Annotated in this window: 11 protein-coding genes and 1 tRNA gene; 6 read left to right on the forward strand and 6 right to left on the reverse strand. The window is 35.2% G+C overall.

Annotated elements, in window-relative coordinates; translation table 11 throughout:
- Positions 1-515: 515 nt before the first annotated feature.
- Together ACFIMW_RS03360 and ACFIMW_RS03365 are read right to left on the reverse strand one after the other, a co-directional pair.
- A complete protein-coding gene (locus ACFIMW_RS03360; RefSeq protein ID WP_375608216.1) occupies positions 516-2,207 on the reverse strand; it encodes a Na/Pi cotransporter family protein in 1,692 nt (563 codons plus the stop codon).
- A 69-nt stretch (positions 2,208-2,276) separates the two neighbouring features.
- The gene (locus ACFIMW_RS03365; protein WP_375606944.1) at positions 2,277-3,494 is read right to left on the reverse strand and encodes a mechanosensitive ion channel family protein; all 1,218 of its coding nucleotides are present in this window, start codon (positions 3,492-3,494) and stop codon (positions 2,277-2,279) included.
- 135 nt (positions 3,495-3,629) lie between these two features.
- Between ACFIMW_RS03365 and dnaG the strand changes: the two genes are divergently transcribed.
- The 3 genes from dnaG to ACFIMW_RS03380 all read left to right on the forward strand — a co-directional run bounded on the left by dnaG (position 3,630) and on the right by ACFIMW_RS03380 (position 9,021).
- Positions 3,630-5,567 carry a DNA primase gene (gene dnaG / locus ACFIMW_RS03370; protein ID WP_375608217.1) on the forward strand — a complete coding sequence of 646 codons (1,938 nt, stop codon included), beginning with the start codon at positions 3,630-3,632 and terminating at the stop codon, positions 5,565-5,567.
- A gap of 354 nt (positions 5,568-5,921) precedes the next feature.
- A complete protein-coding gene (gene rpoD / locus ACFIMW_RS03375) occupies positions 5,922-7,937 on the forward strand; it encodes an RNA polymerase sigma factor RpoD (protein WP_375608218.1) in 2,016 nt (671 codons plus the stop codon).
- Between the two features lie 622 nt (positions 7,938-8,559).
- Positions 8,560-9,021 (forward strand): YcgN family cysteine cluster protein, encoded by a 462-nt coding sequence (locus ACFIMW_RS03380; protein ID WP_375608219.1) that lies wholly within the window; start codon positions 8,560-8,562, stop codon positions 9,019-9,021.
- 29 nt (positions 9,022-9,050) lie between these two features.
- Here the strand turns inward: ACFIMW_RS03380 and ACFIMW_RS03385 are convergent, their stop codons facing one another.
- On the reverse strand, positions 9,051-9,794 hold the full coding sequence (locus ACFIMW_RS03385; protein WP_375608220.1) for an SIMPL domain-containing protein: 744 nt from the start codon (positions 9,792-9,794) through the stop codon (positions 9,051-9,053).
- A 172-nt stretch (positions 9,795-9,966) separates the two neighbouring features.
- Here ACFIMW_RS03385 and ACFIMW_RS03390 point away from each other — a divergent pair.
- Positions 9,967-10,043 (forward strand) — tRNA-Ile (locus tag ACFIMW_RS03390).
- Between the two features lie 1,698 nt (positions 10,044-11,741).
- Positions 11,742-11,924 (forward strand): hypothetical protein, encoded by a 183-nt coding sequence (locus ACFIMW_RS03395; protein WP_375608221.1) that lies wholly within the window; start codon positions 11,742-11,744, stop codon positions 11,922-11,924.
- On the opposite strand, the gene ACFIMW_RS03400 is transcribed toward ACFIMW_RS03395, so the two are convergent.
- On the reverse strand, positions 11,848-12,162 hold the full coding sequence (locus ACFIMW_RS03400; protein WP_375608222.1) for a helix-turn-helix domain-containing protein: 315 nt from the start codon (positions 12,160-12,162) through the stop codon (positions 11,848-11,850). The genes ACFIMW_RS03395 and ACFIMW_RS03400 overlap by 77 nt on opposite strands.
- Before the next feature lie 1,326 nt (positions 12,163-13,488).
- Between ACFIMW_RS03400 and ACFIMW_RS03405 the strand changes: the two genes are divergently transcribed.
- Positions 13,489-13,800 carry a hypothetical protein gene (locus ACFIMW_RS03405; RefSeq protein ID WP_375608223.1) on the forward strand — a complete coding sequence of 104 codons (312 nt, stop codon included), beginning with the start codon at positions 13,489-13,491 and terminating at the stop codon, positions 13,798-13,800.
- Between the two features lie 777 nt (positions 13,801-14,577).
- Here ACFIMW_RS03405 and ACFIMW_RS03410 read toward each other — a convergent pair.
- Together ACFIMW_RS03410 and ACFIMW_RS03415 are read right to left on the reverse strand one after the other, a co-directional pair.
- Positions 14,578-14,757, reverse strand: a complete 180-nt coding sequence (locus ACFIMW_RS03410; protein WP_375608224.1) for a YegP family protein — start codon at positions 14,755-14,757, stop codon at positions 14,578-14,580.
- Between the two features lie 387 nt (positions 14,758-15,144).
- Entirely contained in the window at positions 15,145-15,684 is a 540-nt protein-coding gene (locus ACFIMW_RS03415; protein WP_375608225.1) for a helix-turn-helix domain-containing protein, read from the reverse strand.
- Positions 15,685-15,942: the final 258 nt, after the last annotated feature.

The raw sequence follows: 15,942 nt of genomic DNA on the forward strand, positions 1-15,942 counted from the left end.
AAGTTTGGAGCTTGCCAATTGATATCAATGATGTTTAAAATGAAAACTGTTTCGTTGACAGGTTATAGCGTGGCTGTATAGGTTGAACCTCTACCAATCTTGATATAAACATTGCATTTTTGTGAGGTTTTGTATTCCTTATAGAGTATTTCTGTTTCGTTGCTACTGTGAAGCGGTTCCCTTTTTACAAGGTGGGTTTAGATTGCAACTGTCATGCTCTTGACCATCTCTTTATGTTTTGAACAGTTTTGGCTTTGAGATGGTTAGGTATTTTGACGTCTTTCTTCAAGAGTTCTATTCTATATGCTACTTTGTTTGTAATGTGCAAGCAAATGACTTTGAGGAATTCATCATGAGTAGATTTTAAATGGAAGAAATTTACGATGAAGAAAATTCATTTAAAATGTCAAATAGATAAAATATTTTTACTAAATTGATATTTTGATCAAGGTATTTGAATGTTCAAAATTTAATGATAGATGAGATGCATTTCTTATTCAAGTTATTTTAAAATTTTAAGATTTTTCTGTTTGTTCTTCAACAGGGTTGCGTAGACGAGAACTTTGAAGAAGTCCCTGTTCTTCTAAAATGGGGTAGATCATTGAGGTCAAAAGAGAGTTGATTTGTTTGAGGTCGCGCACAGTGTCAAGATGAAGACTGGATGATTCTACATTTTTGAGATCCCCTTCACGCAGACGTTTAAAATGTTTTAAACTCATCTCTTTTTCTAAGTTTCGTAGTTGATCTTTTTTTTGTACCAATAGGTGTGCAGTGTGTGTATCACGTGAGACGAGAACGTTAAATGCTATATGCGCGTTGGCTAGTACAATGGCGTGGAAACGAAGGAGGTCACTCCAGCCCTCGCTGCTGAACTGTAAACCTTTTTGTTGTTTCTTTTTAACCAGCATCAACATATTGTGAATAATGATATCGCCTGCTTGGTCTAATTTTATACAGGCACCTAGAAGTTCTTGCGTTTGAAGAGCTTCTTCGTCAGATAATTTTTGTCCCGCTAATCGTGCAAGATAAAGTTTGATGGCGATATGTTTTTTGTCCAATATGGTGTTGAGTTGGTTGAGTTCACGAATAATATTGGGATCAGGCTTTTCATAAAGTCCCATAATTTTTTCTAGCATGATGTCTACAAGATCACAAATATGAATGACTTCACGCATGACATTCGAGAGGGCGAGAGTTGGGCGTTCAAGAACACTATCATCAAGAGCTGTTTGATCGGATAAATTGAGCGTTTTATCGGTTTGCGTTTTTTTTGCACTTATATTCACGATCTGAGTGGTTAATTTTAAAACCCACTTTGAAAGAGGTATTCCAGCAAGGAGAATGAAAACATTAAAAATGATATGGGCATTAATCACTTGAGTAGGGGCGTTATTGCCAAGCCATGTGATGGGTGGTTGAAAGGAGAGAAATAAGATAAGTATAAGGATTGACCCTGCTCCACGCATGAGTAAATTTCCTAAGGGAACGAGGCGAGTATTAGGAGAGGCGTTGCGCGTTAAAAGTGGTGCTATAAGAGAAGAGCCAAAGTTGACACCAAGAACCATGACAACACAGAGTTGCGTATGGATAAGATCGTAATTGGCAAAATTGACCAGCAAAATGATTCCTGCAATAGATGAATGTAAGAGGTAGGTTAAGCCAGCAGCCAACAAAAAAGTGGAAACAGGATCGGTTGAAAGATAACGAATGATGCTAGGCAAAATTTCGCTTTCACGTAAAGGCTCTGTCGCTGTACTTATCATTTCTAAAGATAAAATCAAAAGACCAATACCGATGATAATACGTCCTATTTGACGCCATTCACGTTTTTCTGTTGTCATGAAGATACAAGTGCCAATTAAAAGACAAAGGGGCACCACAAGTGTGAGATCATAGGTTAGGATTTTTACAACGATTGCTGATCCTAATTCTCCTCCGCGTACAGCCATAAGTCCTGCTACTCCAGAGACAAAACCAGATTCAACGAAAGAGCCAACGAGGAGTGTTATTGCTGTAGAGCTTTGTAAAATCATTGCTGTAAAAAGCCCAAAACTTACGGCAAACAATGGTTTTGAAACGACGTGGCACATTTTATATTTAAGTCTGTCACCATAGGCGCGTTCAACTCCTGTGCGCACCATGCGTGTGGCCCAGAGAAGTAAAGAAATAGCGCCGGCAAGATGAAGGAGTACCAATGAACCATTCATGATACTTTATTCTTTCTTTGTTGTTGTGAATGTGGTTGCCTCAAATTAATAAATTGAAGTTTATTGTTTTTATTTTACTTTTGCTTTTAATACTTGATTAAAATCATAACCGCTTGGATTTTGAAAAACCTTTAGACCGAAACAGGGCAGAATGGAATAAAGGTGATCAAAGATATCGCCTTGAATTTGTTCATAGTCTATCCAAACGGTGGTGTTCGTAAAGCAATAGATTTCTAAAGGTAAACCATTTTCTGTAGGAGGTAATTGTCGTGCCATGAGGGTCATATTAGGATTGATGTTTAGATGCTGTTGTAGATAAGCAAAAACATAAGCACGAAAAGTTCCAATGTTGGTTAAACGGCGTGTATTGGCTAAGACATCATGATTTTTATCTAATTGAGCATTCCATTGATCAATTTCTGCTACTTTTTGCGTGAAATAATTTTCTAATAAATTAAATCGGGAAAGATATTTTTGTTCTTCTTTTGTGAGAAAATGGATACTTGATTGATCAATAAAAAGAGAGCGTTTGATGCGTCTTCCACCCGATTCTTGCATTCCACGCCAATTTTTAAAAGGGTCGGTCACAAGTTTACGGATAGGAACTGAGGTGATGGTGTTGTCGAAATTTTGAACTTTAACAGTATGCAAGGCAATTTCAATAACATCACCATCGGCACCGAGATTGGGGATTTCAATCCAATCCCCAACACGCACCATATCAGTGGATGAAATTTGAATACCGGCAACGAGAGAAAGAAGCGTATCTTGAAAAATTAACATGAGAACCGCGGCCATTGCACCAAGACCGGAGAAGAGAATAAGAGGGGAGCGGTCAATTAATGTAGCGACCATTAAAATTGTTGCAACAGCAAAAAGTGCAATTTTAGCAATTTGAATATAACCTTTTATTGGTTTTAGTCGTGCTGTTGGTCGTTGTTCGTAAAGGATGTTAATGACATTGAGACAGGAAGAAATTGTCAGGACGACAAAGAAGATAATGAAGGCGTTGGCAACATTACCGATGACAGTGCTAAATGCATCGGGCAATGTTGAGATAAAATTAACACCAATTGAAAGAATAAAAGCTGAAATGATATCCGCTATGTATTGAATAGCATTATTAATATCGATCGTTGTATTTTTGGGGAGAAAAGAAGAGAGTTTTTTTGCTCCGTGAATAAGTAATTTTCGTCCTAGAAAGTTCACTAAAAGGGCAGCTATAGTAAGAATAACAAGCCAAGAAATAGCCTCTAACCACGGATATTGAGCAATAAATTCGATCACTTTTTATTCTCCATTTCTAAAAATATATGCAGTTGAGGGTTTAAAATTTTACAACTGCTTTAAGAGGAAGTATTGGAATTATGCTCTAAAGTCGTTAAATATGCAAAAAAGAATTTTTAAACTCTGTGAGAGATAATGCGTTTTCCGCCCGATTTCCTTAATGAACTGCGTACGAGACTCCCAATTTCAACAGTAATTGGTCAACGGGTGGATTTTGATCCTCGAAAAAGTAAGCCTTCACGGGGAGACTTTTGGTGTTGTTGTCCATTTCATGGTGAAAAAACGCCAAGTTTTCATTGTGATGATCATAAAGGGCGCTATTATTGTTTTGGTTGTGGTGTAAGTGGAGATATTTTTACCTTTTTGTGTGAGCTTGATGGACTGCACTTTTCAGAAAGTGTAGAGCGTTTGGCTGATTTTGCGGGAATGAAACTCCCTATTTTGGATTCACAAAGTCATCAGCGTCAACTGGAAAAAGCTGACCTTTATGATGTGATGAAAATTGCTACAGATTTTTTTCAATATAATTTACGCGATAAAGGAGGTGCACAAGCACGTCGTTATCTGGATGCACGTGGTGTTACACCAGAGCTTGTAGAGCGTTTCCGCATTGGTTTTGCACCGGTAAGGCGTACAGCTTTGAAAGAAGCTTTGAGTGCACGTGGCATTTCAATCAAGCAAATGGAAGAATGTGGGCTTCTCTCAGTGCATGAGGAGAGCGCGGATTCTTATGACCGATTTAGAAATCGCATTATGTTTCCTATCGAAGATTTGCGCGGACGTGTGGTGGCTTTCGGAGGGCGTGCATTAGAGAAAGATACACGAGCAAAATATCTCAATAGCCCTGAAACAATGCTGTTTCATAAAGGAAATATACTTTATAACGCGGCGTCGGCGCGCAAAAATAGTCGCTTTGTTGGCGATGAGAAAATTCATTCACTCCTTGTTGTTGAGGGGTATATGGATGTTATTGCATTGACTAAAGCTGGTTTTGAAGGAGTTGTAGCACCCTTAGGGACAGCATTAACGGAAGCACAAATTGAGCTTTTATGGCAGATGGGGAAGGAGCCTATTTTGTGTTTTGATGGTGATGATGCGGGTTTAAAAGCTGCTTTTCGTGTTGCAGATCGTGTGTTGCCTCTTTTAAAGGCTGGGGTTTGTGTACGCTTTGTTTTGTTGCCGCAAGGAAAAGATCCTGACGAAATTGTTTGTGCTGGTGGTGCACAGCTTTTTTCTTCTTTTTTGCAAAAAGCAATTCCTTTGAGTGAGCTTTTATGGTGGCGTGCTACCTATGGAAAGCATTTTGAAACTCCAGAGACACGAGCAGCTCTGGAAAAACACCTAAAACAACAAATTTTTACGATTAAGGATGAAGATGTTCGTCGTTATTATTTGCAAGATGTAAAAAAACGCCTTTTTGATTTTTTTCGTCCCTCTTTTTCTAAAAAAAATGGAGGAGGAAGATATGATCTGTCTTCGCCAAATAGGATTTTTAAAGAGCAATCCTTTTCTCTGTTAGCAAATTCTGAAATAGTACGAAATTCTTCGCAAGCTATTCCTGTGCGCGAAGCAGTGATTTTACTCACTTTAGCTTACTATCCTGAGTTGTGGTATGAAAATTTTGAGATTCTTTCTGAGTTAGAATTAAAAAATACTCAATTGATGTGTTTTCATCAAGCTATGTTGGAAATTCTTGGCAATCAGCAGCTTCATGATAAAGAGACAATGGTTGCGTTCTTGGAAAAAAGAGGGCAAAAGGCTCTGTTAGAGCGTATGAAACATCTTGTGCAAAATATTGGTATGCGTATTATCTTTAGTGGAGCCCCTATAGAAGATGCACGTGCTATATTAAAACAAGCTGTCTACTTGCATCTTCAAGAACACCACCTACATAAAAGGTTACAGGATATTGAAGAGCAACTTGTAGAAAATCCTAAGAGTGAGGTTTTTGATCTGCTTCGTGAGATAAAAAATGAGCTGGAGCAGATGCAGGCAACAGAAGCGTTAATTGAAGGGTTTGGAAGTTGGTTGGATGAAAAAATAGACGGGAATGCACAAGATACGATAAAATGATTCGCTTTTTTAATGCGAATCAGTCACTTAAATTTTAGATAAGGAAGTTTTATGTGGAGTAATATTTTCATAAAGGTGATGATTAAATTCTAGAAAAAGCGGGCAAATTTTAGGAAAAGCGGGAAATTGGTTCTTACGATAGGGTACAGAAATTATCTCAGAAGGGCTGAGAGGTGTCGGGGAAACTTCTGGAGTTTTCCCGCGTTTTTGTCTGAATGACAAGGTGTATACAAAATGTATTCTTTCTAATAGTAATCTCTTAAGAAATATATATGAGAAACTATTGGGTGATTGAAGTGAGAACAAAAAAGCTGGTCACATAGAAACTATGGCGTGATCGAGTGGAGTTATGGTATGGCAACAAAGGTTAAACAGAAAGATAATGCAGAAGTAAAAAGCCAAGCGAGTTTAGATGGCCCTCTTCTTGATTTTTCTGATGATGCCATCAAGAAAATGATTAAACTTGCCAAAAAAAATGGTTACGTAACGATGGATGAACTTAATGCAGTTCTTCCGTCTGAAGAGGTTACATCCGAACAAATTGAAGATATCTTGGCGATGTTCTCTGAGATGGGGGTTAATGTTGTGGATGATGAGGATGAAGTTGATGCCGAAAACTATGAAGAGGAAGTTACTGTAGAAGGCGGTGATTTAGTAGAGTCCTCTAGTTACGCAATTGCAACGACAACGAATAAGCGCGAAGTAACAGATCGCACCGATGATCCGGTGCGTATGTATTTGCGTGAAATGGGGGCTGTTGAGCTTCTTTCACGGGAAGGCGAAATTGCCATTGCTAAGCGTATTGAAGCAGGGCGTGAGACAATGATTGCCGGACTTTGTGAGAGCCCTTTGACTTTTCAGGCTCTTATTATTTGGCGTGACGAGTTAAAAGAACAGCGTATTCTTCTTCGCGAAATTATTGATCTTGAAACTACTTATGCTGGTCCAGAAGCAAAGCAGGCTCCTGTTATTGAGAGAAGTGAAGTGGATAAGACAAAAGAAGAAAAAATGTCTTCTGGTATACATAATATGGGGGAGAGCATAGGAGAGAGAAACATTGAGGAAGATGAAGAAGAAGACGAGGACGATGTTAACTTATCACTTGCGGCAATGGAAAATGAACTTTGTCCTCAAGTTATGGAAACATTGGATTTTATTGCTCAAACCTATGTAAAATTACGAAAATTGCAAGATCAGCATGTTGAAAGCAGTTTGGCAGAGCGTAAAGAGGGAGCTCTTACATCTTCTCAGAAGAAAAAATATATTCAATTAAAGGGTGCTTTGATTCAAGCCGTAAAATCTCTTTCTTTGAACCAAAATCGTATCGAAGCTTTGGTTGAACAGCTTTATGACATCAATAAGAGATTGATTCAGAATGAAGGTAAGCTGAAACGGATTGCCAATAGCTATGGAATTGGCCATGAGGATTTTTTAAAAGAATACCAAGGACGTGAATTGGATGCAGATTGGATGAATTATATTGCCACTTTACCTACACCTGGTTGGAAAGAATTTTCGATGCGTGAAGCAAAAGAAATTCAAAAATTGCGGAGTGAAATACAAAATCTTGCACAAGAAACGGCTATTTCAATTGGTGAATTCCGTCGGATTGTTATGCAGGTGCAAAAAGGTGAACGCGAATCAACAATTGCCAAAAAAGAGATGGTAGAATCTAATTTGCGTCTTGTCATTTCAATTGCAAAAAAATACACTAATCGTGGTTTGCAGTTTCTTGATCTTATTCAAGAAGGCAATATCGGTTTGATGAAGGCTGTGGATAAGTTTGAATATCGGCGCGGCTACAAGTTTTCGACTTATGCGACATGGTGGATTCGTCAGGCTATTACGCGTTCAATTGCTGATCAGGCACGGACTATTCGTATCCCTGTTCATATGATTGAAACAATTAACAAAATCGTTCGTACCTCGCGTCAGATTCTCCATGAAATTGGACGAGAACCAACACCAGAAGAGTTATCTAGCAAGCTTTCTATGCCGTTAGAAAAAGTGCGAAAGGTTCTTAAAATTGCAAAAGAACCTATTTCACTTGAAACACCGGTTGGTGATGAGGATGATTCCCATTTGGGTGATTTTATTGAGGATAGAAATGCTTTATTGCCGATTGATGCAGCTATTCAGGCTAATCTTCGAGATACGACAACACGTGTTCTTGCTTCATTAACACCACGAGAAGAACGTGTTTTGCGGATGCGGTTTGGAATAGGGATGAATACCGATCATACATTGGAAGAAGTGGGACAACAATTCTCAGTTACAAGAGAGCGTATTCGTCAGATTGAAGCAAAGGCACTTCGTAAATTGAAACATCCTAGTCGTTCGCGAAAGTTGCGCAGTTTTCTTGATTCTTAAATAAAGAAATTCATGCATTTTGAAATTTTCTCCTTTCTTCTTAATAAAGGGGGAAGTGTTATTCCCTTGTACTTGGATGATTTTTTGAAAAAAAAAGAAAAATATGAGGTGACTTTGAATAACCTAGAAAGTTGATGATATTTAATGTTTTTCTGGGGGGTGGGATTTTGTATTTTTCTTTCTGAAAATAACAGATATGGGGCAAAGAGTGGTGTGGTCGTCTTTCAAAAAAATGAATGGTAAAATATTCTCTTGTGTGTAACGATTTGTTTCTTAAAAGAGGGGATGTATTAAGAATAAACTTATAGTGCTGCTATTGCAGCATACTGGCTTTTTGATGCGAAAGGTGTATTCTTTGCAGAAATTATTCTATCATTTCAAGGCGCACATTCTATTGCATTCTTTGTTAGCTTACAAAGGGATATTTCAATAGAGTATGTTCATTTATTGAGATATTTTCTGAATATCCTCTTGTTATTCAGAGAGATTTTAAGAAAATGATTTAAGTATGCATTGAGTTAAATCTTTTTAACACACAGAAATATATGAAATTATAGACATTAAACTTTTAATTCTTTCGTTTTTTATAGATCGTTTTAAATAAAAAGGTGTGCTTGAGTTTATGAGTGGAAAACTTCCCTTTTGGAAAGTGAAAAAATTAGAAGAAATTTCCATTTCTGAGTGGGAGAGCCTTTGTGATGGCTGTGGTCGTTGTTGCCTCCACAAAGTTGAGGACGATGATACGGGTGACCTTTATGCAACCAGTATTGCTTGTCGTCTTTTAGATGGAGAAACTTGTAGGTGTCGAAACTATGCTCATCGTCACTCAATCGTACCAGATTGTATATCATTAGACATTACAACAGTTAAAACGGCGCGTTGGCTTCCAGAAAGTTGTGCTTATAGATTAGTTTATGAGCGAGAAGATCTTCCGTGGTGGCATCCATTGGTATCAGGGGATTCTCAGACGGTGCATTACGCACATGCTTCTGCACGTGGACAAATAGAGGTTTATGAAGACGAATTATTATCTGAAGAAGCTTACCTCGCTCATATTACTGGTCTTCTGTGTGAAGGCCAGTGATATGATTGTTTTATACAATGCTTGCTCATTTAATCGATAGCAAAGACTACGGTGACACTCACGTTATAATTTAATTCACCGCTTGCAAAATTTGTATTTGCGTAGCTTGCATCTGCTGCTCTGCTCATGAGGCGCGGTGTTGGATGATAGTAATCATCTTTTTCATTGATTTCAATAATTTTTCCTAATTTTACATCGGCAGCTTGCGCTATCGTTTGCGCTTTTTCAATGGCTTCAGTAATGGCTTTTTTGCGTGCTTCTTGATAAAATGGCTTCGTATCTGCGTTGGTAAACGTAATACCGTTAACTGAATTAACCCCCAGTGTCATTGCTTGATCAAAGATTTTACCAGCATTGGTAAGATCACGAATGCGGACAGTTAAAGAATTTGAAACATGATAGAGTTTTTCATTATTCTTTTTTTCGTGGTGGTTATCAGGATTCGACTGATAAATGGATAAGCCTGATGTTTGCAAATCATTCGCTTGAATGCCATTGTTTTTAAAAGCTTTTATAATATCATTGATAGATTGATTATTGGAAGCTAAAGCTTTTTGGGCTGTTTTGTCATGGGTAACAACGGCGAGATTAATAATTGCCATATCCGGTACTGCCTGACTTTCTCCGATTGCCGTCACTGTAATCGTTGCATTTTTTATTTTATTTTCTTCAGCATAAGCACGTACAGTCAATGAAGAGGCTAAGAGCGTGAATGCTAATAGAGCTATTTTAACCAGAGACCCCTTCAGTGGTTGAGTTTTCTTTTCTATCATATCTATTCCTTTACATTTGTCAGTTGACTACTCTCTATCATTTTTAAGAGTTCTTATAAAGAAACTAGGGTACTGAAAAAAAAACCAATAGAAAAGAGAAAAAGATTGGTTATAATCTGGGTCAGCTCTTGTATCATAGGGCATTTTAGTTTAGAGAGAAACAACCTATATGGGGCCTGTAGCTCAATTGGTTAGAGCCAGCGGCTCATAACCGCTTGGTTGGGGGTTCGAGTCCCTCCGGGCCCACCAATAGGGGAATGTCCAATAGAAAAATGGATCGCTTATATAAAATTTTTGAGATTCCACCGTTTTCATTTTTTATTTATTTATTCTAGAAGCCTTTAGTCGTTGTTTTTTGCAGTTTTTTCTCTCACTCACTTTAATATAAAGTGAGGGTACGTTTTTTTAGTCTCATCAAAGAAGTTCTCTCATTTGCAACATTTTAGTATTTTGATTAACTGATATGTGTCGCTATTTATTTTCTTAATTCGTGTACTGTTTTGTACTTTTTCTGTGTGATGTACTTCAAAAATAGAAAGCTAAAAGCTTCATTGGATAAGTTTATTTATACTTGTTTTGCAAATAAACAGATCTTAATAGAGACAATTTTAAAGATTGGACCTGTTCAGAACAAATGGCTCAAAAAACATTTAATGTAAATTTGCTTTTTTCTAAATGATGTTAATGTCTTTTAGACGTTCGAATAGCATCATCGTGATGAAAAGTTAGTGTATAAGAGAATGTGATCTATGGACATTCATATGTATCGTGGGGGCAACGATGATAACATTTGTTGATATTTTCTTTTTCCCAAGAAAGGAATTCTATTTGATATTGTGAGAAATATTGTTCATAGTGACGGTTGAGTGTGCTCTGGAAAAGAATTTAATCAATTGCTCTTTGAACAGCTCATTGAATGATTATTGGTGTTTCTTTGCATCATGCAAATTTTATTGTAATAAGCATTTTATTATTCTGTAAGGAATGTTTTCTATGATGTTGGAAAATTCGTCAAAATACCATTTGGGCCTTTATGTATTTTCTGTTTAATGCTCAAAATATAGCATGTAATTCAAATTGTTATTGAAGAACCAAAGGTCTTTTTTGATTTTATTCTCATCGGGTATTGGTCGTATTTTGATAAACTTAGCTCTTTTTTTGTATTGCTAAAATTTTCCTTGTATTGATTGTGAAGAGAGTTTGATCTTTGTTATGAGTTTCTTTTCTTATGAAAAATTATTGGTAGGAGACTTTTTGTTGGAAAAATACACTTCTTCTTCAAGATCATACTTTGTAAAATATAATTCTCCATTTATGGATGGGAATTTATTTCTTATTGTAAGTCTGCATACAATTTACGTAAACAGATCATGGGGAATGATTCGTTTTATTTTTTTAATTATTACCATTTTTATCCATGATAGATATTTATATCAGTGTTTACAAAGGTGTGTTCAGAGGAGAGGTTCTCTATAAACTGTTTCAGAGTTTTAAGTAGTGCAGCTCTTTATAAGAACTTATTCCTATAGCATTGTGATATTCTTGCTTTGTAATATTGTTTAAAAAACATAGATGGTGCTATGTAGAACAAAATTATGATATATTCTTTTCGAAATGAGCTTTTTCATGTTCTCTTATATGAGAGTTCAGGAGTGTTTTAAGAGATATTTTCACATTAATTTATTATTGGTTCGAATCATAAGATTTGCGTAACATTATTCACATTGTTGATAAAAGTGATCATACCAATTTTCATAAGAAGGTCTGGATCGTGCGATGCTTTCTGTTTCACCATGGTACGTGACTAATAGAACTTCATCTGATTTTATAAAATAAGTTTGTATACAATTGCTTCCATACTGCCTATTGCAAATATTTTTTTCTGAGGTATGAGATATATTTTAAACGCTTTAGCGTTATAATAGTTTGACTACATGGAGTATGACTATGAAGAATGACAAAAAATTTGAAGCGGCTTTATCTGATATTATTGTGAAATGGGAGTCTCTATCGACGTCTCAAAAGCAAGCGATATTGGATAAAGTAGAAAATTCTATAGATTCTGCTCATTCAACAGAACATTTAAAGCTTCAATCTTCTTTTTATCTCCAGACGAAATCAAAGTTATGAGTTTTAAATCTTCATCGGAAATGTTGAAACCAGTTATTACATATATGGCACTAGCATTTCCCAGTGTATTCAAAATAGCCATGAGTTTATCTACAGAAGGCCTCTTGCCTCCATTTATCATTTGTTGGACGTAATTTTGTCCACAGCCTGCAGCTCTGCTTATTTCAATCATTGTTCGTCCGTCACTTTTTATCAATTCAACTAAGCGTTGGAACCAATCTTTTTCAGTCTGTGTCATTTTTAGACCTTTACATATTTACGCTATAGCGTTAATATTGCGTTGCGAATCCAGAATATATGATACAAGGAGCGTGAGAATATCCATGCAGAGCTCTTCGCTTATGAGGCATATAGAGTTGTTTTTAACTAATAACAAAATGTCTCCATACACTTTCAGATTCGAATCAATAAAAAATGGTTGCTTAGTTATACGGTTGTGACGATGTGACAAAATCAGTGCGTATACCGAAAACGGTAATACACTCTCACATACTCATGAGATTTTATCATAATAGTATACGCAGCGATATGATAAATCAAGATATACTCCGATATCAGCATTTGTAAAAAAATTCTGCATTGAGGCGGTATGTGACTATAATGAAGCTTTAGAGCCTTAAGAGATAGGGTAATGGCTGTAGAAAAAAATATAAATTCATAAGCAAAGAATGCTGATTTTTCCTTTATTGTAATAAATTAGATCACTATCAGTTAGTATATCGCGTGTGTGCGTTAAGAAATTTGGGAAATATCAAAAAAGGTGATCTTAGGTATTTTATTGAACATGAAGATAATCTGATTCACAAAGGTGGTGGTTTGGTAGGATGGATATACTCGATCAATGTGTTTTATGAGAATGAATGTATTTTTTATGATGTTGCGGTTATAATGAAGTCTGTCTTTACAAGGATATTGTTATTTATAACAATACGTTAATATATGGTTGTGTAGGGGGATGCAAGAATTCGCGTGTTTATGAAAGGGGAGGTTTTATAATTATTTACATGTGAATGGAGATGTATATGTTTAAACTAATGCGCTCTTTTTTGATCAAGTTTTGAATGTTCAATGTTTTCAAGTTTATGGTGATGCTCGTGATTATAGAAAGGTTAGAGTTTATGAAAACGCTTTAGTTTGTCGTGATGTAAAGATTTACAAGAGGGCCAAATTTTACAGAAATGCTGTGCTTTTAACCCTGCAGATTTTTGTAAGAAAAAGAACCTACACGTAGCAGAATTTCACATGGTGTACAAGAGGAAGATAGGAGTGTTTGAGGAAGGCATGTGTTGATTTTATTGCATCGTTCGTTTTGTTTGAAATTCCTTATTTTATATATTTTGTGTCAATAAATATGTCGCAAATAATTGGTGTGAGCGTGTGGATTTAGCCACTTTCAGAGTGATTTTTACATCATTTATCAATGTTTTAATAGAGAAAATAAGAATGCCGAGAGTGATTGTTCGCACTTAGAACATGCCGGTTTATTGCATTCTTTTTTTGATTGAGGATGCAACAAAGAAATTGGTCAAGATGATTACTTGAGCGGAAATTAAAGGAGATCTAAATGGGTGTAAACGAAATTTTATGGGGAGCAATGGTTGTTGTTTTGTTGTTCAGCGGAGTTATATTTCGGTTTTCTTTATATTATCGTAGTCAAGTTAAAGCTTTAAAAGAGGAGTCCAGAAGGATAAAGCATGAGTTTTTAAGAGATTCTATGAAGATGACTGAAGAACGAAATAGAGCTATTAGAGAGCAGAATATGGTGATTAAAAGACGCGATCAAACGATTGAAAAATTGAAAAAACAAATTAAACGATATGAAGAAAATGAAAAGAAATATCAAAAAGAACTTCAATCTAAAAATGATAAAGAGTAACTATATTCATTTTTTGTATCGAATTTATGCATTAAAGGTTTTGAAAATGTCTTAGAAAGACTGGAGTGATGAGAGAGATAAACTTTAATGAAGTAAATGACAGTGCTGGTGGGGAAATTGTATTGAAACAAAATATTCAAGTTTACTCTGACTTATGAAAAGATTTAATTTTATAAGATAGAGTATCATTGATCATAAAATAAAATTTTATGATAATGCACTGATTTATAGATATGCTAGGTTATTAAAAAAATCTGTATATAAGATTCAACAATTGTTGTGGTGATATTATATTATTACTGAAAGCGATTTTGTATGTTCTTTTTAGGTGTTGGGATATAAAAATATTATGATAGCTTCAACCAATAGGCATAAAAATTGCATGATAATAGAAAGAAAGAGATATTTTCTTTTTATGAAGATGAAGTGGATAAGCCAGTTATGCTATCGGACACAGAATAGGAAGATGAACGTAAAAGATATTAATCTCTGCGAGAGCAATCATATTCCTAATTTATGATTTATCTTATCTTCATGTGCATTTGCTTTTTATGAAAAATACAAAATTTGAGGGGGGCTCTTGATAGATGCTATAAAGATCTGATTATGTTTGAAAACAAACATACAACCTGCAAAAATTTACTGTTATTTGCGCGTGTTAAAAATAAGACAAAAGCTCTCTTTCATTGAGATAAAATCAGTTACTTTTCATTCATCACCAAAATAACTCAAAACTCCATTATATAAAATAAATGCTTATCTTAATGGTAAAGAATGTCAGGACTGCAATTCTCTGATAAGAGCCTTATGCGTAATTTCTTTGATTTGTTCAATATTCATAAGAATATCTTGTTTTGTTGGATAACCTTTACTTGAAAAAGCAATTTTTTGTGCATCTCCCGAGATTAAACGCCAGTACCATTGATTGTGAACTCCTTGAAACACTTCAAAATACATGCTTCCCACCTCATAAAATAGCTGATAATTTTCAGGATAAATACTCAACTAATCCGTTTATGAACATTAATCTATGTCTCTATAGGAAGTCGTCAATATATGCCCCTTAAATTTTCTGACCTAAAAAAATCTTCTATGAGAGCTATTATTCTTTTAACAAGAAAAAATTTCTTGTCAATAAGATATGAATGAGAATTTTATACTATAAAATTATTTTTTTTAATTTAATGACACTATATATTCATTTATAATGCGAATATTTTTACTATCATTACAGAAACAAAGTTTATAGAGAATACAAAATTCCACCAGCATGGACACAATAAAAAACTGTTCTCCACACTGGTAGAGTTTAATCGTTTCTTTTTTCTCTTTTAAAATAGACGTTTATTGGTTTGCTATAACCTCTTTTTGGGATACGCTGCGAATGAGTAAATCAATAAATAAACTAAGAGTATAAGAATTGGCCATTTTGGCTTTCATATCAATCAAAGAGATTGCCGTTTTAGGGGTTAGTCCATTTGATATACCTTGCTTTGATAAATATTGCTGCAATTTTTCATAAGAGCTATCGATTTTCTCTCGATTTAGTTTTTCATTATGATCATTATTGGCAATTGTTTCTTCAAGCCCTTCAATTTTTTTAATAAAATAATTCCAGTCAAAATCACCCTTTGTGTATTCGGCATCAAACATTTTTCCTTGTCCAGTTAAAAGCCAATTAATATTGACACCATACAACGTGCGGTATGTTTGTAAAACACTAAGATTGGGTTCTCTCTCTCCACGCTCGTAAAAAGCAATGGAATTTTTTGTCATGCTAAAACTTTTCGCTAAGGTTTCACGTGATGGATCACCTAAAGCAAGACGTACATAACGTAAACGTTTTCCAAATATAGTTTTTGATTCAGTTTCAGGACGTGCCACGAATTATCTCCCTCAGTAAATCATCATGGTATAAATTTTGATTAATAAAAGCACACTATGTATTAATATTCTATGATGTAATGTCAATATTATAGTTTTAATTTCTCTTTATTTTTTTATTTTTAATTTATTGTATTGAGGACTAATATTTATTTCAAAACAAAATTTTGTGTTTACTGCATTCTGTCTCTTGTTTTTTTGAGAAAATTCTCATGTAACTTTACCATATATATTCTATACACCTCTGCATTAATAAAT

The sequence above is a fragment of the Bartonella sp. AC329YNZD genome (assembly GCF_042196685.1).
In the GTDB taxonomy this organism is placed as follows: Bacteria; Pseudomonadota; Alphaproteobacteria; order Rhizobiales; family Rhizobiaceae; genus Bartonella.

Excerpts from the sequence above, each read along its gene's own strand:
- ACFIMW_RS03405 (WP_375608223.1), top strand. The coding sequence starts at position 13,489 with ATGGGTGTAAACGAAATTTTATGGGGAGCAATGGTTGTTGTTTTGTTG.
- ACFIMW_RS03410 (WP_375608224.1), bottom strand. The coding sequence starts at position 14,757 with ATGTATTTTGAAGTGTTTCAAGGAGTTCACAATCAATGGTACTGGCGT.
- ACFIMW_RS03360 (WP_375608216.1), bottom strand. The coding sequence starts at position 2,207 with ATGAATGGTTCATTGGTACTCCTTCATCTTGCCGGCGCTATTTCTTTA.
- ACFIMW_RS03400 (WP_375608222.1), bottom strand. The coding sequence starts at position 12,162 with ATGACACAGACTGAAAAAGATTGGTTCCAACGCTTAGTTGAATTGATA.
- rpoD (WP_375608218.1), top strand. The coding sequence starts at position 5,922 with ATGGCAACAAAGGTTAAACAGAAAGATAATGCAGAAGTAAAAAGCCAA.
- dnaG (WP_375608217.1), top strand. The coding sequence starts at position 3,630 with ATGCGTTTTCCGCCCGATTTCCTTAATGAACTGCGTACGAGACTCCCA.
- ACFIMW_RS03385 (WP_375608220.1), bottom strand. The coding sequence starts at position 9,794 with ATGATAGAAAAGAAAACTCAACCACTGAAGGGGTCTCTGGTTAAAATA.
- ACFIMW_RS03380 (WP_375608219.1), top strand. The coding sequence starts at position 8,560 with ATGAGTGGAAAACTTCCCTTTTGGAAAGTGAAAAAATTAGAAGAAATT.
- ACFIMW_RS03395 (WP_375608221.1), top strand. The coding sequence starts at position 11,742 with ATGAAGAATGACAAAAAATTTGAAGCGGCTTTATCTGATATTATTGTG.